This is a genomic window from Neotabrizicola sp. VNH66 (genome assembly GCF_049445895.1).
GTDB lineage: Bacteria > Pseudomonadota > Alphaproteobacteria > Rhodobacterales > Rhodobacteraceae > Pseudogemmobacter.
In genome coordinates this window covers 226,192-246,543 of record NZ_JBMSDW010000007.1, presented here as the reverse complement: position 1 = coordinate 246,543, position 20,352 = coordinate 226,192, and the positions used below count along the sequence as shown (strand labels likewise).

Annotated in this window: 18 protein-coding genes, 1 tRNA gene and 1 pseudogene; 4 read left to right on the top strand and 16 right to left on the bottom strand. The window is 61.0% G+C overall.

Annotation, left to right across the window (positions count from 1 at the left end):
- Positions 1 to 112: 112 nt before the first annotated feature.
- From ACO2Q5_RS12705 to ACO2Q5_RS12680, 6 genes and pseudogenes are all read right to left on the bottom strand, one after another.
- Positions 113 to 460 (bottom strand): AAA family ATPase, encoded by a 348-nt coding sequence (locus ACO2Q5_RS12705; RefSeq protein ID WP_423291553.1) that lies wholly within the window; start codon positions 458 to 460, stop codon positions 113 to 115.
- 224 nt (positions 461 to 684) lie between these two features.
- On the bottom strand, positions 685 to 2,484 hold the full coding sequence (locus tag ACO2Q5_RS12700) for an ATP-dependent nuclease (protein ID WP_423291551.1): 1,800 nt from the start codon (positions 2,482 to 2,484) through the stop codon (positions 685 to 687).
- 305 nt (positions 2,485 to 2,789) lie between these two features.
- Positions 2,790 to 3,083: a hypothetical protein gene (locus ACO2Q5_RS12695; protein ID WP_423291549.1), complete on the bottom strand. Its 294-nt coding sequence runs from the start codon at positions 3,081 to 3,083 to the stop codon at positions 2,790 to 2,792.
- Entirely contained in the window at positions 3,080 to 3,799 is a 720-nt protein-coding gene (locus ACO2Q5_RS12690) for an ArdC family protein (protein ID WP_423291547.1), read from the bottom strand. Before ACO2Q5_RS12690 ends, ACO2Q5_RS12695 begins: the two co-directional genes overlap by 4 nt.
- A gap of 67 nt (positions 3,800 to 3,866) precedes the next feature.
- Positions 3,867 to 3,980 (bottom strand): annotated as a pseudogene (locus tag ACO2Q5_RS12685) (ArdC-like ssDNA-binding domain-containing protein); the annotation flags it as partial.
- Between the two features lie 368 nt (positions 3,981 to 4,348).
- A complete protein-coding gene (locus tag ACO2Q5_RS12680) occupies positions 4,349 to 4,978 on the bottom strand; it encodes a hypothetical protein (protein ID WP_423291545.1) in 630 nt (209 codons plus the stop codon).
- Positions 4,979 to 5,219: 241 nt separating this feature from the next.
- On the opposite strand from ACO2Q5_RS12680, the gene ACO2Q5_RS12675 reads away from it, so the two are divergent.
- Together ACO2Q5_RS12675 and ACO2Q5_RS12670 are read left to right on the top strand one after the other, a co-directional pair.
- Positions 5,220 to 5,555, top strand: coding sequence for a hypothetical protein (locus ACO2Q5_RS12675; protein ID WP_423291543.1), 336 nt, complete (start codon positions 5,220 to 5,222; stop codon positions 5,553 to 5,555).
- Positions 5,488 to 7,110: a recombinase family protein gene (locus ACO2Q5_RS12670; RefSeq protein WP_423291541.1), complete on the top strand. Its 1,623-nt coding sequence runs from the start codon at positions 5,488 to 5,490 to the stop codon at positions 7,108 to 7,110. Before ACO2Q5_RS12675 ends, ACO2Q5_RS12670 begins: the two co-directional genes overlap by 68 nt.
- Here the strand turns inward: ACO2Q5_RS12670 and ACO2Q5_RS12665 are convergent.
- Positions 7,070 to 7,160: transfer RNA gene (locus ACO2Q5_RS12665), tRNA-Ser, on the bottom strand. The two genes, ACO2Q5_RS12670 and ACO2Q5_RS12665, sit on opposite strands and share 41 nt — an antisense overlap.
- 610 nt (positions 7,161 to 7,770) lie before the next feature.
- Here ACO2Q5_RS12665 and ACO2Q5_RS12660 point away from each other — a divergent pair.
- On the top strand, positions 7,771 to 7,950 hold the full coding sequence (locus tag ACO2Q5_RS12660; RefSeq protein WP_423291539.1) for a hypothetical protein: 180 nt from the start codon (positions 7,771 to 7,773) through the stop codon (positions 7,948 to 7,950).
- An 81-nt stretch (positions 7,951 to 8,031) separates the two neighbouring features.
- Here the strand turns inward: ACO2Q5_RS12660 and ACO2Q5_RS12655 are convergent, their stop codons facing one another.
- The 9 genes from ACO2Q5_RS12655 to ACO2Q5_RS12615 form a co-directional block, all read right to left on the bottom strand.
- Complete coding sequence (locus ACO2Q5_RS12655) at positions 8,032 to 11,004, bottom strand: Hint domain-containing protein (RefSeq protein ID WP_423291537.1); 2,973 nt, start codon at positions 11,002 to 11,004, stop codon at positions 8,032 to 8,034.
- Positions 11,005 to 11,221: 217 nt separating this feature from the next.
- Positions 11,222 to 11,872 carry a DUF1523 family protein gene (locus ACO2Q5_RS12650; protein WP_423291535.1) on the bottom strand — a complete coding sequence of 217 codons (651 nt, stop codon included), beginning with the start codon at positions 11,870 to 11,872 and terminating at the stop codon, positions 11,222 to 11,224.
- Positions 11,873 to 11,876: 4 nt separating this feature from the next.
- Positions 11,877 to 12,146, bottom strand: a complete 270-nt coding sequence (locus ACO2Q5_RS12645; protein ID WP_423291533.1) for a hypothetical protein — start codon at positions 12,144 to 12,146, stop codon at positions 11,877 to 11,879.
- The gene (locus ACO2Q5_RS12640) at positions 12,143 to 13,513 is read right to left on the bottom strand and encodes a DUF6638 family protein (RefSeq protein ID WP_423291531.1); all 1,371 of its coding nucleotides are present in this window, start codon (positions 13,511 to 13,513) and stop codon (positions 12,143 to 12,145) included. The genes ACO2Q5_RS12645 and ACO2Q5_RS12640 overlap by 4 nt, the downstream gene beginning before the upstream one ends.
- Positions 13,510 to 14,385, bottom strand: coding sequence for a hypothetical protein (locus ACO2Q5_RS12635; RefSeq protein ID WP_423291529.1), 876 nt, complete (start codon positions 14,383 to 14,385; stop codon positions 13,510 to 13,512). The genes ACO2Q5_RS12640 and ACO2Q5_RS12635 overlap by 4 nt, the downstream gene beginning before the upstream one ends.
- A 137-nt stretch (positions 14,386 to 14,522) precedes the next feature.
- Complete coding sequence (locus ACO2Q5_RS12630) at positions 14,523 to 16,451, bottom strand: ATP-binding protein (RefSeq protein ID WP_423291527.1); 1,929 nt, start codon at positions 16,449 to 16,451, stop codon at positions 14,523 to 14,525.
- A gap of 69 nt (positions 16,452 to 16,520) precedes the next feature.
- Entirely contained in the window at positions 16,521 to 17,648 is a 1,128-nt protein-coding gene (locus tag ACO2Q5_RS12625) for a hypothetical protein (protein WP_423291525.1), read from the bottom strand.
- Entirely contained in the window at positions 17,641 to 17,865 is a 225-nt protein-coding gene (locus ACO2Q5_RS12620) for a hypothetical protein (RefSeq protein WP_423291523.1), read from the bottom strand. Before ACO2Q5_RS12620 ends, ACO2Q5_RS12625 begins: the two co-directional genes overlap by 8 nt.
- Before the next feature lie 2 nt (positions 17,866 to 17,867).
- On the bottom strand, positions 17,868 to 18,938 hold the full coding sequence (locus tag ACO2Q5_RS12615; protein WP_423291521.1) for a hypothetical protein: 1,071 nt from the start codon (positions 18,936 to 18,938) through the stop codon (positions 17,868 to 17,870).
- A 117-nt stretch (positions 18,939 to 19,055) separates the two neighbouring features.
- On the opposite strand from ACO2Q5_RS12615, the gene ACO2Q5_RS12610 reads away from it, so the two are divergent.
- The gene (locus tag ACO2Q5_RS12610) at positions 19,056 to 20,318 is read left to right on the top strand and encodes an acetylornithine deacetylase/succinyl-diaminopimelate desuccinylase family protein (protein WP_423291519.1); all 1,263 of its coding nucleotides are present in this window, start codon (positions 19,056 to 19,058) and stop codon (positions 20,316 to 20,318) included.
- The last annotated feature ends 34 nt before the right edge of the window (positions 20,319 to 20,352 follow it).

The following is a 20,352-nucleotide window of genomic DNA, read 5'->3' as shown; positions in this document are numbered from 1 at the left end:
AGATCCAGATCCGCATCGCCATCATGAACAGATACAACGCCCTCGGCACCGCCGAGATCACAGCCGTTCGCTGAACGCAGAGCGGGAAAGGGTCACCTTGGCCTCCATCCGATTAACGCAACAACGCATCTCCGAGGGCAACAAATTCGGTTAATTCGAAGAGCTTCGGAAAAACCTGTTGAATATTTTTCTTGAACGGCGAAATAATTTCACCCAGAAACGAGTGAATGGTTGAAACATTGATACCGCCAGGCACACGATCAGCAATTTCGTCTGCTGCTTTGTTCGTATGCGTGATGCACGCAATACGAAGGCTTGGATTGGCCATCAGAATCTTTTGAATCACCCTTTTTAGGCTCTCTGTTTTTCCGCTTCCGGCCCCGCCTTGAAGAACGAAGTTCTCGCCTCCCGAAACGAGCCCGGCGATTCGATCTACCGGATTCAGTTTTTGTGAATCCATTTCAAACCATCCATGATATACTTCGGCATGCGCCAGCTTTCTTTTTCCACAAGCGCCAGGTACAAAACCGATCCGGCAAAATCGGACTTCTTTCCCAGTATCTGAGTTGTGAGATAATAAAAATCTTTGCCACTGAATTCGTCCAGCGTGTCTCTGTTTTTCAAACCCGCCAACTTATCCTTGCGGGCCTTGACCTTATCTAGGTTGATCGATATGAAAGCGTCTTAAAAACTTCTTGCATGGTAATCGCCCTCCGCAAGCTGGTAAGCAAGCTCAATCTGCCCTTCACCCGAAGAGGCAGTTCCATCTACCAATCGCTTATGCCAGTCCGAGAAGTCCTTCTCTGCCGTCGGATCAGGGGCCGAGAGGAAGTGCTTCAGGGTCTCATTTGAGGTGTGGCTTGACTCTGCGACAGGACAGGCGTGATAGCTGATTTTCCCCGTTTTCTCACTGATAACAGCTTTGGTTGTGTCGATATCGGTGATGACCAGTGTACGAACGCCAATGAATTCAAGGAACGGAGCAAACGCACGCGCATTAGCGCCGACTTCAAGAACGGATATGTTCTGCGAAGACAGTCCTCTCTCCGCCGTTTCATCGATATTTTCCTTGTCATGCATCTCCTTGTCATGCATCTCAATGAATAGAGGAAGCAGGATGCGTTCCGTGGTTCCCTCGATGAAGATTGCCTTGCTTGCGAAGAACAGCTCAGCAGAGTTGATTGTGAGGTATTGCTTGAGAAACTGAAATAGCGCCGCTCCGTCCGCTCCAAGCTCCTCATACCTAGCGCTCAGATCCGTGTGAAAATTCTTGATCGTGACAGATTCCGCTGGGGACGGCCGCGAAAGATACCTGATGTCCTCGAAGTTCGATTTGGAAACGATGTGGGACGAATGGGTTGTCAGCAAAGCTTGCAGGTTTGCAATTTGCGAGATCAATCCATGGATTTTGTCCGCGAAGACATACTGCATCTGCGGATGGGTGTGCGCTTCGGGCTCTTCGATAAGCAGGAGGTTCAGCGGGGCGTTTCTCTGGATAAAGTTTTCGCGACACAATTCTATCTGCAACAACAGATAAAGGATATTCAGGTATCCCAGTCCACTATGGTGTTCAGGGAGAAAGTTGTCGGCTTCACCATATATGACTTGCGATGAGGTCTCGATGAGTGATTGCGATTGAATGTTCGAGACGACTTTCAAGTTTCCTAAATCCAGAAAATCGCGAGAGCTTTTTAGGAGGCCTGCGAAAACCTGAGCATATTGCTCCTCGAGCTGGTCATCGATGCTCGCAAGCATTGACCTAAGTTTTTCGATACTGCCGCTGTCTGATCCGGCAATCTCGTCACCATCAGACTTGACGTTTCTCTTTCGAAAGAACTTAGTAGATATTGCCGACAAGGGCTTTGCGCCACGTCCCGCATCCTCCGAACTCGCGACATTTCTGCGGGCATGAATGACCTGAAAATTTAAAAGCGCCCTCACTTCGGATCGCTCTTTTTCTTCCAGTTGATCGCGATGTGCTAAGTAATATGGCGTCTCCTCGGCGTGACCGACATCATCAAACGCATAAATTTTAGTATTTAAAAACTCGCCGTTGAGATTGTTCTCAATGAACTTCTTTCGTGCACCTGGTTCGTCGGGAAGTGCGCGAAGCAGTTTACTTTTATCGATGCAGCATTCGAAAAGTATATTGGTGTGTCGCCGCGTAGAATCTAAGTCCAGCATGAATTCGGAGAGTATCGCAAGGTTATCAGCCTCGTCGTAAGATATACGCAGAACTAGCCTGATCGCGAGCTCGCAAGTATTCGTTTCATTATTAATGTCAAGCAACTTCTGCCTGATTGATATTGGAAAGTCGGTGTAGGTGAAATGGTCAGGTTTTTCCAGAAATCTTTCCAGCAGAACAGCAAAGGATGTTTTGCCAGTGTTGTTTTTTCCTACAAGAATCGTTGTCTTCTGTCGCATATCTAGACGGCAATCTTGTAGGAGCCGGAAGTTTTCAATTTTGATCTGCTCAATATGCATGTCGAGAATGCGCCTGACTGTGCGACCTGTTTCTTGGGCCGGAATTTACTCTACGAAAGTATCACGCGACAACCCGGAGCGCAAAGCGTAGTTGTGGATCGAAATCGACTTCAGCGCAGCAGGGTAATGGTCGGCTTTGAGGTGTCCTGACTGTCGGTTTTCAACATCATTGCATAGCTGGCTCGCACGAACCGGGAAAGTCCGCTTCCATCCTGTGGTTGCGGGAAGACGTCGCATACCTGTTCCATGTTGATGTCGTTCGTTTGTTGAGTTGCCCGCTATAGGCGGGCAAAATTTTCTTCCCCTCAAAACAGGTTGAGCTGTGCGCCGGTCCAGCCTTTGCGGACTGCTTCGTCATCCAGCCAGTCGGCAACATAGCGCCGCGCGCCGCCGTATGCGGCGATCTCGCCCATGGGGGCAAAATGAGATCTGTAGCCGGTTTCGGTGAGGGGGAGCGGGGTGCGGCCCTCGCTGCGAATTTCCAGCTGGTCGGCCAGATCGAGCCAGCCCGGCGTCAGGTGGAGGGTGAGGGCAATGCCGCGCCAGTGCAGGCGATATTCCTGCCTGCCATGCTGGCCGGGGATGGGGGGGCCGCTCATGCGGCAGCCCCTTCGTCTTGTGTGGCGGTGTGGAAACCATGCAGGAAATCGGCGGCGCGCTGTGCATGGGCGGCGGCGGTGAAGATGGCGCGTTTGTCGCCGCGCAAGACTTTAAGCCAGCTCTGGATATAGGCGGCGTGATCCAGCCCCGGCTCGGGTGTCAGTCCCAGATCGGCGCAGAGGAAAGCCGCGCCCAACTCGGCCACCAGTTCCTCGCGCGCATAACCTTCATCGCCCCAGCGCTTGCGCCCGAAGTCCCGGCCCAGCCGTTTGGGGTGCTTGGTCCAGTGAGTCAGCTCATGGGCCAGCGTGGCATAATAGACCTCAGAAGAGCGGAAGCTCTCGAACGGCGGCATCTGCACATAATCGCTGCCGCCGCTGTAATGGGCAGAATTGCCGCCATGGCGAATATCGGCCCCGGTTGCGGCAAAGAAGCGCTCCGCTTCCCCGATCCGCTGCATCGGGTTCGTGATCGGCTCGGGCTGGATGTGATATTGCGCGGGAAGTCCCTCGATCTGCGCCACATTGAAGACGGTATAGGCCTTGAGAAAGGGAATCCGCTGCTCCTGTTCGGTGCCGTCCGGGGCTTCCTCGTTGCGAATGAGCGTATCGGCATAGACGACCTGATGACCGCGCTCGCCCTTGCGGATATGCGCGCCCAAGGCTTCCGCCTGCTTGTAGGTCATCCAGAATGGCGAGAGATAGCCGCCCTCCATCGCCGCCCCCCCAGAGCATCAGCACATTGATGCCGCGATAAGGCTGCCCGTTCTGCCGCACGGGCCGGACAATTCGTCCCTCCATGTGGCCGCTGCTCCATGGCTTGATCCAGCTCAGCGCGCCTTGTTCGACGTCGGCGATGATCTTGTTTGTGATCTTCTCGTAAATATCCTGCTTCATTGGCTTTTCCTTCCTTGTCTGCCGGTTGCGCATGCAACCGACTAGGCCCGCGCCAATGAGCGGGGGTTGACTGTCAGGACCGGCCCCGGCGGAGGGGGATCACCCGGCCTGCACGCAGCAACGCGGAGGAAGGCCGGGGACACCGCCGGGGACGCCCGGAGCGGAACGCGCAGGGTTCAGTCTTGACGGTCTGGGGGCTGCAAGCCCCGAAACAAAGAAGGGATGTCTGCCCCGCATAGGGGCAGGCCGTGTTTTTCCTCGCACGAGGGATCGACGCCGCAAGGCCGGGACTTCGGGCCTTGCGCCCGATGGCCCGGTTCACGAGAGCCCGGCGCGGACAAAACAGGCCGCGCGTGCCAGAAATGCGTTTACCCGGCTTCGGCGGAAGCTTCGATCAACCTGTCCATCAGTACCGCCCCACTCAGAAACCCTGTTTCGGTCGGATCGAAAAACCCGTTGCCCAGCTTGTGGCTGTGGGTGTGAACGGTGCCGATAACGGTGGTATGGATCAGCCGCTCGCGGAACAGCAGGATTGGGTTCATGGCTTTCTCGCCGCGCAGGCCCAGCGTCTCATAGAAGCGATGCACGGTGTCGATCATCAGATAGGCCTCGGCCCGGCGTTCATCGGAAACACGGCCTGCCAGCGGGCAGGCGCGGCACTGGCGGGATTTGCGGTTGCCCAGCCGGTAGTTGCGGGCGCAGTGGGCGTTAAGCGCGCATTCTGCGATGCGCCCGAAGAAGGTAAGCCGCACCGTCCGTTCCAGTTCCGGATCGTCCAGCCGCAAAAGCCGGATATTCGTCCCATGCCAGCGATTGAAGGCGGGGCGCAGCAGCAGCGCGCGCAGTGCCAGATAATGCCTGCGCACGGTCTTGACCGACAGGCCGGTGCTGCGCGCCGTGACCGTCAGGCTGATCCCCTGACAGAAGCAATAGATCAGGCGCAGAAACGCGGCCTCCTGATCTGGCAGCGCGGCACCGATCTTGTCGCCTTCAACCATGGCCAAAATATCCCGCCCGAATAAACCAACAGTAAAGCAATAGCTTAACCCGCCCCTGCCGAACCTGCCTGTCCAGAACTGATTAGATCGCCGATCCCCCGTCTTCCCGAAGCCCTGCCGCTTCTCATAATGATGGTCATACCGGACAAGGGAGCGGAATAGGATAAAATTCCTTGACTGTTTCTGATTTGTTCTTCATTCTGGCCTGTTTCCGAACAACGGCCAGCAAAAGGAGGCGGAGATGGAAGAAGACAGGCAGAGCGTTTCCGGGGCCTCCGGCGGGCCGGATCAGGAAGAGGGCGCGGCGGCCTTCACGCTGGATGTTGCGGCCTATCGCCCCGATCTGGCAGAGTTCCACCTGACCGAAGCGCAGGAGCGCGAATTCCTCGAAACCCTCTGGGCCATCCTGAGCGCCTTCGTCGATCTGGGCTTCAAGGGGGATATCTGTGCATGGCTGCGGCACAGCTTCGATGAGGTTTCGCAAAACGACCCATCCGCGCTACACTCGGATGAAGACATCCCCACAGCAGGAGCATCGACATCCGGAAAGGCACGGCCCCCTCATGTACAGCAATAACCGCGTAAATCCCTCCCGCAGACAAGCGGTCATCTATTGCCGCGTGTCCACCAACCGGCAGGTGGTGGAGGGCGACGGCCTCAACTCCCAGGAAACCCGCTGCCGCGAATTCGCGCGGATGAAGGGCCATGAGGTGATCGAGGTCTTCCGCGATGATGTATCCGGCAAGTTCAGCAACCGCCCCGGTATGAAGGCCATGCTGGGCTTCCTGCGCAAGCACCGTGCGCGCGGCCTTGTGGTGATCATTGACGATGTGTCCCGCCTTGCACGCGGCCTGTCCGCACATCTGGAATTGCGCGCCTCCATTGCCAGCGCCGGGGGCCTGCTGGAATCGCCCTCCATCGAGTTCGGGGAAGACTCGGACTCGCTGCTGGTCGAGAACCTCCTGGCCAGTGTCTCGCAGCATCAGCGCCAGAAGAACGGCGAGCAGGCGAAGAACCGCATGCGGGCGCGGATGATGAACGGCTATTGGGTGCATCAGGCCCCGATGGGCTATCGCTATCAGCGGATTTCCGGACGTGGCGCGATGCTCAAGCGCGAAGAGCCGCTGGCTTCGGTGGTGCAGGAAGCGCTGGAAGGCTTTGCCTCGGGCCGTTTTGAATCGCAGGCGGAAGTACTGCGCTTCCTGCAAGCCTCGCCGGTCTTCCCGAAAGACAGCCGGGGCATCGTCCGGCATCAGCGCGTCGGCGACATGCTGGCCCAGCCCGTTTACGCAGGCTATCTGGAATCGAAGGTCTGGGATATCTCGCTGCGCCCGGCGCAGCATGAGGGGCTGATCAGCTTCGAGACGTTCCAGCGCATCCGCGACCGTCTTTCCGGTGGCATCTACGCCCCGCGCCGCAAGAACCTGAACGAGGATTTCCCGCTGCGCGGCTTCGTGATCTGTGATGATTGCGACACGCCGTTGACCGCCTGCTGGTCGAAGGGCACGCACAGCCATCATCCGTATTATCTCTGCCCGAAACGCGGCTGCGAAAGCTATGGCAAGTCGATCCGCCGCGACCGGATCGAGGGTGAGTTCGAGACGCTGCTGCAAGAGGTGACCCCGAGCGAGACTCTGTTCCGCATCGCGCGCCGCTTGTTCACCGATCTCTGGGCGCATCGCGCGCAACAGGCCGAGACGCAAGCCAAGGCCATGACCGCGCAGCTGGCGAAGCTGGAAAAGCAGGTGGCGCAACTGCTGGAACGCATTCTCGATGCGTCGCTGCCCAGCGTCATCGCCGCCTATGAGGCGAAGATTCAGGGGCTGGAAGACGAGAAGCTGCTGATCCGGGAAAAGATGGCTACGGCCATGCGTCCGGCATCGAGCTTTGACAAAACCCTTAGAACGGCGCTCGACTTCCTCGCAAACCCTTGGAAACTCTGGAAGTCGGAGCGTCTGGAGGACAAACAGACCGTCCTGAAACTCGCTTTCGCGGATCGTCTGCGCTACACCCGAAAAAGCGGCTTTAGAACGGCGGATTTATCCATGCCGTTCAAAATCTTAACACAGGTTTCCGGTGCAAAAAGTTTAGTGGCGGAGACGAAGGGATTCGAACCCTCGAGACCCTTATGAGGTCTGCACCCTTAGCAGGGGTGTGCCTTCGACCACTCGGCCACGTCTCCGCCGACCCGTATATGGGCTAGCCCGGCCGGAAACAAGGCGATTTTCATGGCGAGAGATCAAGTTTGGCCCGCCTGCCCTCCTGCTCCTGCATTCGGAATATCCCGAACCCGATCTTGCTGTTCCGCGAGCCCGATAATCATGCGGCATGCGCAGCCCGGATGAGACCGGCCTTTCTCAGTGAGGCAGCTTTCACAAGCCCCTGAACGGCCCTTTCAGCACGTTCTGCAAGACATGGGGACAAACGCCACGCGCGCTGTCACCGCCGCACAAGGCGCTGCTTTCATTGGCCCATCCGACCTCTTCCGGCTTCATCCGCCCTCTTCCGGTCACTGCAGGTATTCGCGTCCTTCAACCTCCGGAAATATCTTGAAGAAATGAGTCATGAACCCCTGCCGCGCACCAGAGGCACCACGAGCCATGTTCCAATGGCCGGTCGCATGGTTCCGGATCGGATGACCGGAGCAGGCCCTGCACCGAAGAGCAATTCCGCGGGCCTTCTCCGTGGCGCTCAAGAGGGCATGAACGACCGCCGCTTGAAAGGATGCGAGGCTATGAAGGTTCCCCTCTGCACGCGGATCGAAACCAGCCGATACAGCGCGGGGTCTGCTGATGCAGCTCTTCCGCGAGATCTGCGCGGCCGGATGCGCTGTGCGCGACGGCCAGAACAACATTGCACGCGGCACCGCCCTTGGCATCGAGACCGACTTGCAGCGGGCCACGACCCTGATCAAGCGAGATGGGGTGTCGAGGAACTTGGCCGGGGGTAGCCGGGAAAATTGCACGGCGTGACGCGATGAAATGGCCAACCTCATTCTGGCGATCAAGATGGTGCAGCCATAGAATTTGAAACCGGCACCCAGGGTCAGGGCCCTAGGCAGCCAGCAGTGCCCGCGCTTCGAAGCGTTTCAGCGTGGGGCGGGCGGCGGCATAGACTGCGGGGCCCTGCGCCAGTTCGGGGAACAGCCGCAGCAGCTCGTCCCGTGCGGCGCCGTCCAGCCCGGCCAGTGTCCGGTCTCCGGGCTGGAAGCTCTCGCTCCATGCGCCATCGGCCAGCACAACCTCGTGCCGGTCGAAAAGGATGTGCAGATAGGTGACCTCGGTCTCCACAGCAGCCACCACACCGGGCAGATGCAGCAGATGTTCGGCCCGCACCAGCACCTCGTCCGAACCGAACAGCAGTTCCGCCCGCGGCCCGGTGATCAGCATCCGGTGCTGGCGCGAGACACGCATGTCGCGCTGCGGCAGCCCTGCCCCAAGCGCACCGGCCCGGATCAACACCGGCTGCAGCCGCGGATCGGCGGCCAGATCCGCACGCTCCAGCCGCTTGGTGCCGATCCAGCGCAGCACCTGCACCCCATGGTCGCGCGTGACCACCCGGTCACCGGCGCGCAGGCTTTCGACGGGCCGTTCCCCGTCTTCGCAGGCCATCATCGTGCCGGGGGTGAAGCAGGGGATGACCTTTTCGATATTGGTAAAGGTCAGCGTGCCGGTGGGCAGGCCCAGCGGGCTGAGGAAGGTGACGGTGCCGCTTTCGGGGTTCAGCGGATTGTAGACGATGACAAAGGGGCCCATCCCCGTCAGGTCCAGCACATCCATATCGTCGGCATTCTCGCCGCCGTCGATCACCAGCGCGGTATTGCCGTAGAACGTGTCATTGCCGGTGCCGCCATAGGCCAGCTGCGCGCCCGAGCCTCGGAACTCATCATCGCCGGCCCCGCCATCGACAAGGAGATCACCCGCCCCGGCAATCAGCGTGTCATTGCCGGCCCCGCCGTAAAGCCGGTCCGCCCCCGCATCCCCGGAGATCCAGTCATTCCCGGCCCCGCCATAAAGGCTGTCATTCCCGGCCCCGCCGGACAGGCTGTCATCGCCGTCTTCGCCGAGAAGGGTGTCGTTCCCCGCATCACCCGACAAAGTGTCGTTGCCGGTGCCGCCCAGAAGGGAATCATTGCCCTCGCCGCCCGAGAGGGAATCGTTGCCCGCCCCACCGGAAAGGGTGTCTTGCCCGGCATCCCCAGACAGGGTGTCATTCCCGGCATCGCCGCTCAGGCTGTCATTGCCGTCGCCGCCGGACAGCCTGTCATCGCCGTCCTCGCCCAGAAGGGTGTCGTTGCCCGCATCACCGGACAAAGTGTCATTGCCGGTGCCGCCCAGAAGGGAATCGTTGCCGTCACCGCCGGACAGAAGGTCGTTGCCCGCCCCACCATACAGGGTGTCGTTCCCGGCCTCACCGGACAGGGTGTCATTCCCGGCATCACCGGTCAGAAGATCGTTCCCCTCGCCGCCGAAAAGCGAATCCTCGCCCTCGCCACCGAAGAGGGTGTCATTCCCGGCACCGCCATAAAGCGTGTCGCGCCCGTCGCCGCCGGTGACGGAATCGTTGCCCGCCCCGCCATAGAGCAGATCGTTGCCCTCATCCCCCGCGACCGTATCGTCGCCGGCGCCGCCTTCGATCGTGTCATTGCCGGTGCCGCCATAGAGGCTGTCATTGCCCCCGCGGCCATCCATCAGATCGTTGCCCGCCCCGCCGTAGAACAGGTTGGTGAAGACATCACCGGACAGGCCCATCTCGTCATAGCCGACCAGCGTATCGTCATAGGCCGAGCCGATCAGCCCGTCGATGCCGCTGAGCACATCCCCGGTCGCATGGCCGCCTGTCGCGGTCCAGTTCGTCAGGTTGATGTTCACCGCCGCATTCGAGGCGGAGTAATCGGCAATGTCGAGGTCCTCGCCCCCGGTCAGCGTATCGGCCCCTGCCCCACCCACCAGGGTGTCGTCATTGTCACCGCCGAACAGCTGATCATTGCCGGCGCCGCCGTAAAGGACGTTGCTGCCCGCTCCGCCATAGATCGTGTCGTTCAGCGCACTGCCCACGACATTCTCGATCCCGGAATAACGGTCGCCTGCGGCATCGCCGCCGCTGCCGGTGCCGGATTCGAGGTTGACGTTCACCCCGGCGGCCGAGGCGGAATAATCCGCGGTGTCGATCCCGTCACCGCCGATCAGCGAGTCATTGCCCGCGCCGCCGATCAGCGTGTCATTTCCGGCGCCACCGTCCAGCGTATCGTTGCCCGCCCCGCCGAGCAGCAGGTCATCGCCGCTGCCGCCATCCAGTGCGTCATTGCCGGCACCGCCGTCCAGCGTGTCGTTGCCCGCGCCACCGTCCAGGACGTCATTGCCCGCCCCGCCATCCAGCGTGTCGTTGCCGTCCCCGCCATAAAGCGTATCGTTGCCCGCATCGCCGAACAGGGAATCATGACCGCTGCCGCCGCTCAGAAGGTTGGCGGCGCTGTTGCCGGTCAGCGTATCGTCGAAGGACGATCCTTCTATGCTTTCGATATTGGTCAGCGTGTCGCCCTGCGCATCGCCGCCCGTGCCGGTGCCTGTGGTCAGGTTGACCGAAACACCCGCAGACGATGCGCTGTAATCGACCAGATCGTTGCCCGACCCGCCGTCCAGCACATCGGCGCCCGCGCCGCCGATGAGCGTATCCGACCCGCCGCCGCCATAAAGCGAATCCGCCCCCGCACCGCCATCCAGCACATTGCTGCCGCTGGTGCCGTAAAGCCGGTCATTGAACGCCGATCCGATGACATTCTCGATCGACGAATAATAATCGCCCTGCGCATCTCCGCCGGAGCCGCCATAGGCTTCGTCCAGATCCACCGTAACCGCAGCATTGGACGACGAATAATCCGCCGTATCGTTCCCGGTGCCGCCATAAAGCGAATCCGCGCCGGGGCCGCCTTTCAGCGTGTCATCACCGCCATAGCCGTATAGCCGGTCGTTGCCACTGCCGCCGGACAGGCTGTCGCCGCCCAAACCGCCATAGATCGTCGCCACTCGTGCCGCCTCGGTCGCGGCGGATCTGTGCCCGCCGTCTGTTTCTGCCAACCGGAAATGAGACGGGATTGTGGCAAAATTTGGTCACGGGCCGCGATGGCCCGCAGCATTGGCAAGTGATGCCGGCGCACCACAGTTCCCGGCCGCTGACACGCCCCGCCGTTATGCGGACGCACATCCTGCGAGGAGTGGCCGCGGCCGTCGACGCGCCTTTGCCTCAACGGCGCGGCTTGCCCTTCCAGGTGCCCAGCCAGGCCGAGAACCGGCCCCAGACGCCCCGCGCCTCGGCCCGGGCGGCATCAGCCTGCGCGTCGATCCGGTCGATGGTCGGGTCGATCATCCGCTCGCGGAACTGCATCCACATCCGGCGGATCATGAACAGGATGAAGGCAAGGAAGGTCAGGATGACGATGTTCACCCAAGGGATGACCGTCGCATCCGGCCCGTCGACACGGCGCACCGCCACGGCATTGGGGAAAATGGTGAAAAGCTTGTTGCGCCAGCCGTAATGCGTAACCGAAACCCAGACCGGCGCCGCCGAGGTGGAGGTGTATTCCTTCGCCTCGGTCTGCAGACCGAAGCTGTCCACCTTGAAATAGGGCGGCCAACCCCAGCCGGTATCCTCGTTGCGGTATTCCATTGTGCTGCCGTCGGGGAAAACGGCGTTGATGAAGAACACGTCGCGGCTGGTGCTGTTGGCCAGCCCGACCTCGGCCCGGCTCCAGAAGATCGAATTGTCGCCCACGTCGATCCGCCGGGTCTCGGTCCCGACGATGCGCACCGTGTCATGCTGCGGCAGCGTGTAATGCAGGAAGCTGCCCAACAGCAGCGCCACGATCAGCCAGAGGGTCCATTTCACATAGCGCATGCCGTCAATCCCAGTTCACCCAGAAGAACACCACGGTGAAGGCCACCATGGGAATGATGTAGATAAGCCAGAGAAGCCGCCGTTTCAGCCCCCTGTCATAGGCTTTCATGCCGGCCTCGATCCAGCCATCGCGGTCGCCCTCCAGCCCCTCACGCACCCAGCGTTTCTCCAGATTCTCGCGCCGGACCGACCGCGAATAGATCGCGGTCACGAAATAGACCACTGTCAGGCCGATCAGCGCGAAGAAGGCCAGCCTTATCCAGCCAATGATCATCCACCCCTCCTGACCGCACCCCAGGGGCCGACGATATCACGCAGATCGCGCGCGGGTTTAGGCCCTTCGCGCATGGCGGGGCGGGAAAGTTCGTCCATTCGCGGCTCCGGCCCGAACAGGGCCTCGCGCGCGCCCTCCTTGTCCACCTGATATTCGCGGGCCAGAAAATCCGCGACATGGGTCTTCTTCGCATCCGACCAGCGGCGGTATTCCTCGTAGAACCGCTCCTTATGGGTGATGAACAGTTGGCGCACATCCATGACCGACAGTTCCGACAACAGCATGTTCACCAGATCGCGGTCGCGCCCCGGCCGCGCGCGCAGCGTGTAGAAATAGGCCGGATGCTCGCTGGAGATCTTCGGCCAGGGCCCCGCCCCTTCAGCCCAGCGGAGGAGCGCGGCCAGCCCGGTAAACTCATCGGGCAGCGCCGAGCCGAGCCGGTAGGCCACCTTGCGCAGTTCCGTCCGCCGCGCGTCACCCACATCAAGGCCCAGTTGGTCCGCCGCATCCAGCAGGATGAAATCCATCTTCTGCCGCAGGATGGCGCCCGCATCCGCGCCGCGGGCCTGCACGATGGGCTCGGCCAACTGGTTGCGGTCCAGCCAGTCGGCAATATGGTTGCGGTGGCTGAAATCCATCGCCTGCGCAATCGGCAGCTTGCCCAAGGTTCCGACAGGCTGCCGCGCAATCGCCGCAGGAAAGCGCAGATCCTGAAACACATAGAGACCGCCGAAATGGCTGGTCCAGAAATTCGCCTGTTCAAAGGTCATCGCGGGCAGGTTGATCGGCACGCGCGTCACATCGCCGGTGCGCTTGGCCAGCGCGATCATCTCGGCAATCAGCGCCTCATCCCGCCAGCCGTCCGGCTCCTGCCGGAATTTGGCGATCAGCGCGGCCAGCTTGCCCGCATCCGCAACATGCCCGCCGATCGTATCCGCCTCGACCGTGACCTGCCGCATCTGGAACAGCTTTTCCGCGGTATCTACGGAATAGACGCTGCCCTGCAATTCCCCCGCCACCACATCGCGTGCGGTCAGCGCAAACAGCTGCGCCTCATTCGCCTCGATGAACTGGGTGAGAATGCCGCGCGAAGTTGAGAAGCGGATGTTCAGAAGCGGTGCTTCTTTCTGGGCAGTGGTCAGCAGGATGAACTGCCGGTTCGCACCGGTAGGGTTCAGGTAATAAAGGTCGCCGAATTCATCGCCGATTTCGGGCGAATAGCCCGAGAGGTCGATGTGGAAATCGGTCAACGCGGTTTCCTTGCCGGTCAGCGCCTTCAGCGCCCGGTTGTAGCGCGCGACGAGTTGCGGCGAAGACACCTCAATGAGGTTCCCGAACATCAGGCCGCGGGTGATGAGGCGGTTCATCTATAGTCCCGCCGCAATAGCATGGACATCGCGGAAGGTGGCCGATTCCCTGACCCTTTTATCATAGTTGCGATCTCCGCACCGTCTTTCCTGAACTCGGCCAAACGCTTCTGCACGTCTCCGATCTCAGACACTCTAAAACTCACCCTGAGTATCGTTCCGTTGAAAGAAGTCGTAAAGTTGGTCTTGGTTCTCGGTGTCAGACAGATCGCACTTTCACCACTAGCAATGACAAAACTTCCACCATTTCTGGCCAATCTGTTAATCATATAGAGGCCATACCCAGAATTGAACCAATTCTCGGATCGTCGGGGTTGATGCGTCTTTCCGGAAACGCTTGGCAGCAACGCCGCTTCTAGCGCTGCCTTGTCAGAATTGAAGCGGAAATTTGGGTTCTGTCCTAGTGAGGTCCTGATACCTATTCCGGCATCTCCAACAGCAAATTCAACCTTATCGCTCTTAGGCCAATACTGTGCACAATAATAAAGCTCATCAGTTTCACCATGCTCGAACACATTCCGAAAAACTTCTCTTATCGAAAAAGACAGCGCATCGAAGAACACACTTCTCCTCTCAGGGTCTCGAGTAACGACCTCTGAAATTCTATCGACTCGGCGTTGGACGAGATCTTGCATCTCTTCATACTTGTCGAAATCCTTTTCATAAAGTTCCTCTTTCTTCAGGCGAGTGATAGGTAGATACTGTTTACTACCCCAAGCCTGGCCAATTGTTTTACCGTGCACAAACCCACATAGGTCAAAGAACCCCATATGTGAGGCATAAGGGTGATGTTCCCACCCGTTGAATATGACTTTCAGGTGTGGGCATTTAGTTTTGAGGTGTGCAATCTTCTTTCCAAGGAAAAGCATCACGAATGGACTGAAGAATGTCCCTGACGGTAGGTCGATTATCAACCGGTCGTGCTGAGAGTATCTATCTAGTTCTATACCAAAGGGGAATATGTACTCAATGGCGGTGCTAGCTGGTAGAGAAATCCGAGCATTAGGCATTAACTGCGCCCCTCCAGATACCGCCGTTTCGCCTCTTCCGTCCGCCGCATATCCCGCACCATGGCCGAGACCGCCGCCTCATCCGAATTGTCGGCATAGCGGAATTCCGAATCCGCGTAGCGGTTGATTTCCTGCACCACCATGTCCACCGTGATCGGCGTCATCAGGCTGCGGATCATCGACAGCTTTTCGTCATAGGGTTTGAACAGGAACAGGTCGGGGTTTTCCATCCAGTCGTCGGGCAGTTCAAAGTCCATCGCGCGGACCTTCACCGCATCGGTGATGTTCTTGATCGCCCGCCCCGTAAACCGCTCATCCGCCTGCTGGATCGCCTTCAGATAGCTGCCGAGCTTCGCCAAGGTGTCCAGCGGCCCCAGACGCCCCGCCACCTCCTCCCAGACCTTCACCAGCCCGGCCTCATGCGGGCGGGCATGGCCTTCGAAACTGGCGGCCACCGCCTTCTTGATCTCCTGCGCGGCGAAAAGATCGTGCTGGCCCAAGGGGATACCGTGGTTCTTGCCCAGAAGCAGCGAGAGGATGTCGATGTAATCCTCCCGCGTTTGCGGGCCATCGACCAGAAAGCGCGCCCCGGCCCGCTGGCGCAGGGCGTCGTCCACCTGCTCGGGGTAGTTGGAAAACATCCCGAAGGTGCAATTCCCCCGCACCACCGTGCCCGCCCCGGCAAAGGCGCCCATGAAGACCGCCGTCACCTCCTGCTGACCCGCGCTCGATTGCCGGTCGCCTCGCTTGCCCGCCACCTGATCAATGTCGTCGATGGTGCCGAAGCCGATGACGCCCGGGTCCACCACCGCGTCGATAAAGGCTTTGGCATTCTGGCCGGATTTGCCCTGATAGCTGTCGATCTGGTCGATGCTGAAATTCTGATAGCGGAACGGATAGCCCGCCACCTTGCAGTAATCGTTCAGCAGCCCCGCCATCATCTGGATCAGCGTGGTCTTGCCCGTCCCCGGCTTGCCATCACCCATGAAGGTGAAGATGAAGCCGCCCAGTTCGGCAAACGGGTTCAGCTTGCGGTCGAAATCATACGCCATCAGCATCTTCGACAGCTTCAGCGCCTGATATTTGGCGATGTGGTTGCCCACCACCTCATGCGGTTTCTTGAAGGCCATAGCGATCTGGCCGCCCTTGGCCGCGCGCGCGGGCTTGAACCCGGCCAGCACCAGCCCATCTGCCTCGACCTTCCATGACCCCGCGGCAAAGATGCCCGCCCGCGCCACGCCCTCGGCGCGCAGCGCGACCTTGGCCATCAGCGCCTCGGTAAAGGCCGAGATCACCGCCACCAGCCGCGCGTCGTCACTGGCCAAAGCGGCAATGTCCTGATCCAGCTCCCACAGCGCGCCTTGCAGGGCGAGGGGGGCGTTGTCGGTCAACACCTCCTGCACCTCGCCGATCTCCACCGTCTGGCTGCCCAGATGCGGCGCGATCAGGAAGGCCGCGGCGTTGGCGAAAGAGAACAGCACCACCAGCGCCTCGGCCTGCAACAACTCGGTGAACTCTGCCCGCTTCGGCTCGGGCACCCGGCCCTCCAGATTGGCGCGCTTCAGTTCCGCCAGCCCGGATTGCGCTGCGAAGGTGTCTCCCATCGCCAGCGCAATGGCCAGCGCGCGGCGCAGCACATTCAGCGCCGCCGCCTGCTCGGGCGACACCAGCCCGTCCGACAGCCCCTCGATCCGGTCCAGCAGCCGCACCCCGCCCGGCCGTGTGCTGACCGGCCGTGCGGCCATGCCCACCACGGTGGAGCGGAACCGCGGCCGCGTGCCCAGGCCGGGCGACCGCTCCGCCACGGCAACCTCCAGCGGCTTTCCCAGCCGCGGCGCATGGTCGAAGCCGGTGATCAGGCCAAGCGCCGCCTCATATTGCGCGCGGATCGCTTCTTCCTTCAGCTCCATCGTGTCGCGCGCAACCATCCGAAAGCCCTTTCATCTGTTCACAAATATCCCGGGGTCCGGGGCAGAGCCCCGGCGGGTTCCCCGAACTCAAACGCCCGGAATAAGCCGCCCGCCCGCGCCGACCACAAACTTGCGGATGCCGCGCAGGCCGGGCGGGTCCTGTTCCACCAGCACCTGATAGGGTCGCTCGGGCAGAACGATCATCCGTTCCAGTGTCGTCGCCCCCGTCTCGGCCCCGCGCAACGGGTCCAGCCGGTAGATCTGTTTCGGGCGCGAGGAGAACCAGCCGTCCTTCACCGCCTCCTCCCGGTCCGCGATCAGGTCCTCGACCGTCCAGACCAGCGCCCAGTCCTCGCCTTCTGGCGCGCGGGCATCCTCCAACACGCGCGAGATCGGGCCGGACTGCAATGTGAACCCGGCGGAATACATCGGACCCAGCGTCACCCGCCGCAGGCGTTTCGGGTGGCAGTCTTCGAAATCCACATCAAAGCCGGTGGCAATGGTCAGAAGCTTCAGCCCGCCCACCGATTGCGCCAAAAGCTTCTGCTGGATCGGCGGCCAGCGATAGGCATCTTGCGGCAGCGGGCGGCGGCCGGAATCCTCGACATCCAGCAGATAGACCACCGGCAGGTTGACCTGACTGTCCCAGACTGCCCAGTGGATCAGGAAATGCCGCCGCTCCTCCACCTGACCAATCCATTGGGCATCCGGGTCGTTCCGGCCCCAGAACAGCCCGCCCGCCGTCAGCGCCTCGTAATAATACCGCTGCGACAGCGCGAATTGCAGCGCGACCGGCACCTTCTGCTCGCCCACGATGGTGCGGACCATCCGGTCCTTCAGCTCGGCCTCCGAGGCCATGCCGGACAGGTGCTTTTCGGCCTGCTGCGCATCCACCGCCATGACCATCAGTTCCTGCGCGACCGGAAAGCCGGATTCGTGCCGGTCGATCGTCAGTCGCGGTGCGCCCTCGGCCCGGCCCGTCATCAGGTATTTGTGGTTCAGCGCCCGGAAGGTGCCGATCACCCCGTTCAGATACTGTCCCAGAATGCGGGTCTCGGTCCGGGAAAGGCGGCCCTCGGTCTCCATCTCGGCGGCGATCCGCGCGAAGAACCCGCCGATCCGGGCGAATTTGGCAAAGTAGCGCCGGGCAACTTCCGGCTCATAAAGCTCGGCATGGTCGCGGACCAGCGCCTCCTTCACCGTCGGATCAGCCATCGTCACGCCCCGGCCGGGTCTGCCACAGCACGATGACAATGACGGCGACACCGACCACCGCCCCGGCGATCAGCGAGATCAACCCGCCTTCGCCGACATACCATTGCAGCCGATGAAAGTCGTAGTGATCCAGCACCGATGCCAGCAGCATCAGCACAACCCCCAGCCCCAGAAGCCAGGCAACCGCCCACAGAAGGCGTGTCAGCCGCTTGCCCAAGCTCAGCCCCCGTAGGTGTTCTTGTCGTGCTTTTCGACGATCTTGGCAAAGCGGCGGGCAAAGCGTTCGTCCGCCTTGGCCTTCTGTTCCAGGATCTGGCGGGCAAAGACCATGTGGCCTTCATGCGCCTCCAGCATATCGGCCATCTTGGCATTGGTAGCCGCACCGATCGCCGCCATAGCGGCCTGCGCCTCCTGATCGGTCTTGACCCCGATCTCGTTGATCCGGTGCGCCACATCCTGCTGCTGCGCCGTTTTCAGCGAAGAGGTGAGGGCATCATAAAGAACCACACGCTGCTTGGTGTCGGTCTGCAGCTTGTTGATCAGCACCAGCTGCGTCGCCGCCTGATTGGTCAGGCTGTCGACCCAGGTCTTGCCCTTCTCGATATAGCGCTCCAGCGTCTGGCTGCGGGCCAGCTTCACCTGCTCATCCTGGATCAGGGCATTGTGCTTGGCGTTCAGCTCGGCCAGCTCGGTTTCCAGCTTGGTCCGCGCGGCGGCATCCTGCTCAACCGAAATGCGGTTTTCCAGATCAATCAGCCGCGGATCCATCGCCGCGATTTCCGTCCGCACCGCCTCCAGCGCGGCCACCGTTTCCTCACGGTCGGTCAGCGTGCCGGACAGGTTGGCCTCGACCTTGGCCTTCTGGACATTCAGCATCTCCAGCTGGCCCTGCAACAGCTTTACGATCACATCCGACTTGGCGATCAGATCCTGCAACTTGTCGTCGATGGTGGCATCGCGCATCCGCTCCTGCCGCAGGCTTTCGGACTTGCCCTTCGAGAAGATGCCGACAAAGCTTTCCCAGCCGGTCTTGTTCCGCATCTCGTCAAAGTCTTTCGAGAAAGCGGCGGTCACATCGTCCAGACCCATGATCAGCTCGGCGATGTTGGCATTCATCACCTCGGTGTGCCGGTGCACATCCTGCAGGGTGGCGTTCTCGACATCAATCGACACGCCCTGATCCATCTCGGCACGGGCGCGGTCAATGGTCTCTGTGATGGCGCTGATCTTGGCCTGTGCTGCCGCAACCTGCTCCTGGCTTTCCCTGATCTGCGCATCGAAATCCGCCATCGCACCCTCCTTTGCCGGGCCACCCTGAATGCACTTATGAATGTAACGTCAAATTACATCCCCCGCCGCGGGGAAAATCGGTTGCTCCGGCCCCCTTGGGCAAGGCAAGAATTCCCTATGCCGGTCGATGATATTCTTGCCGCAGTCGGAAGCCGCCGCCAAGAGCTTATAGCCCTGGCGCAGGACCTCATCCGGATTCCCACCCTGAACCCGCCGGGCCGGAACTACCGCCGCATCTGCGAGATGCTGGGCGAACGGATGCTGGCCCAGGGGTGGGAGGTGGAATACCACCGCGCCACAGGCAGCCCCGGCGACAGCGACGAATATCCGCGCTGGAACGTGGTTGCGCGGCTGCGCCATGGGCCGGGCCCGTGTGTCCATTTCAACTCGCATCACGACGTGGTCGAGGTGGGGCAGGGCTGGACCCGCGATCCCTTCGGCGCCGAACTGGACGGCGGCCGCATCTACGGCCGCGGCGCCTGCGACATGAAGGGCGGGCTGGCTGCCAGCGTCGTCGCGGCCGAGGCTTTCGTGGCCGCCCGCCGCGGCTTTCAGGGCACAGTCGAAATCTCCGCCACCGCGGATGAGGAATCCGGCGGCTATGGCGGGGTAGCCTGGCTGGCCGAACGCGGCGCCTTTGCCCATGTGGACCATGTCATCATCCCCGAGCCGCTGAACAAGGACCGCATCTGCCTGGGCCATCGCGGCGTCTGGTGGGCGGAGGTGGAAACGCATGGCCGGATCGGCCACGGCTCGATGCCCTTCCTCGGCGACAGCGCGATCCGCCATATGGCGGCCGTTCTGAGCGAATTTGAGGACAGGCTTTATCCGCTGCTGCAGGGCCGCATTACCGCGATGCCCGTGGTGCCGGACGGCGCCCGGCAGGCCACGCTGAACCTGAACTCCCTGCATGGCGGCCAGCCCGAGCCGGAGGGCGGCGCCCTGCCCGCCCCGGTGGTGGCCGACAGCTGCCGCGTGGTGCTGGACCGCCGCTTTCTGGCCGAGGAATCGCTGCCCGAGGTCAAGGCCGAGGTCACCCGCCTGCTGGACCGGCTGGTCGAGACGCGGCCCGGCTTCCGCTACACGCTCCGCGACCTGTTCGAAGTGCATCCGACGATGACCGCCCCCGACGCGCCGGTCGTCACCTCTACCGCTGCGGCCATCGAACGGGTGCTGGCCACCACCCCCGCGCTGGTGGCCTCGCCCGGGACCTATGATCAGAAACACATCGACCGGATCGGCAAGCTGAAGAACTGCATCGCCTATGGCCCGGGCCTGCTGCATCTGGCGCATCAGCCGGATGAATGGGTGGGGGTGCAGGATATGGAGGACAGTGCAAAGGTCATGGCGCTGGTGCTGGACGACCTGTTGCAGAATTGAGCGGCTTGCGCCGCATTCCTTTTGTCTCGGCTCT

Excerpts from the sequence above, each read along its gene's own strand:
- ACO2Q5_RS12705 (WP_423291553.1), bottom strand. The coding sequence starts at position 460 with ATGGATTCACAAAAACTGAATCCGGTAGATCGAATCGCCGGGCTCGTT.
- ACO2Q5_RS12645 (WP_423291533.1), bottom strand. The coding sequence starts at position 12,146 with ATGATCATTGGCTGGATAAGGCTGGCCTTCTTCGCGCTGATCGGCCTG.
- ACO2Q5_RS12690 (WP_423291547.1), bottom strand. The coding sequence starts at position 3,799 with ATGGAGGGCGGCTATCTCTCGCCATTCTGGATGACCTACAAGCAGGCG.
- ACO2Q5_RS12695 (WP_423291549.1), bottom strand. The coding sequence starts at position 3,083 with ATGAGCGGCCCCCCCATCCCCGGCCAGCATGGCAGGCAGGAATATCGC.
- ACO2Q5_RS12615 (WP_423291521.1), bottom strand. The coding sequence starts at position 18,938 with ATGGCGGATTTCGATGCGCAGATCAGGGAAAGCCAGGAGCAGGTTGCG.
- ACO2Q5_RS12700 (WP_423291551.1), bottom strand. The coding sequence starts at position 2,484 with ATGCATATTGAGCAGATCAAAATTGAAAACTTCCGGCTCCTACAAGAT.
- ACO2Q5_RS12640 (WP_423291531.1), bottom strand. The coding sequence starts at position 13,513 with ATGAACCGCCTCATCACCCGCGGCCTGATGTTCGGGAACCTCATTGAG.
- ACO2Q5_RS12625 (WP_423291525.1), bottom strand. The coding sequence starts at position 17,648 with ATGGCTGATCCGACGGTGAAGGAGGCGCTGGTCCGCGACCATGCCGAG.
- ACO2Q5_RS12680 (WP_423291545.1), bottom strand. The coding sequence starts at position 4,978 with ATGGTTGAAGGCGACAAGATCGGTGCCGCGCTGCCAGATCAGGAGGCC.
- ACO2Q5_RS12610 (WP_423291519.1), top strand. The coding sequence starts at position 19,056 with ATGCCGGTCGATGATATTCTTGCCGCAGTCGGAAGCCGCCGCCAAGAG.
- ACO2Q5_RS12650 (WP_423291535.1), bottom strand. The coding sequence starts at position 11,872 with ATGCGCTATGTGAAATGGACCCTCTGGCTGATCGTGGCGCTGCTGTTG.
- ACO2Q5_RS12675 (WP_423291543.1), top strand. The coding sequence starts at position 5,220 with ATGGAAGAAGACAGGCAGAGCGTTTCCGGGGCCTCCGGCGGGCCGGAT.
- ACO2Q5_RS12630 (WP_423291527.1), bottom strand. The coding sequence starts at position 16,451 with ATGGTTGCGCGCGACACGATGGAGCTGAAGGAAGAAGCGATCCGCGCG.
- ACO2Q5_RS12670 (WP_423291541.1), top strand. The coding sequence starts at position 5,488 with ATGAAGACATCCCCACAGCAGGAGCATCGACATCCGGAAAGGCACGGC.
- ACO2Q5_RS12660 (WP_423291539.1), top strand. The coding sequence starts at position 7,771 with ATGCAGCTCTTCCGCGAGATCTGCGCGGCCGGATGCGCTGTGCGCGAC.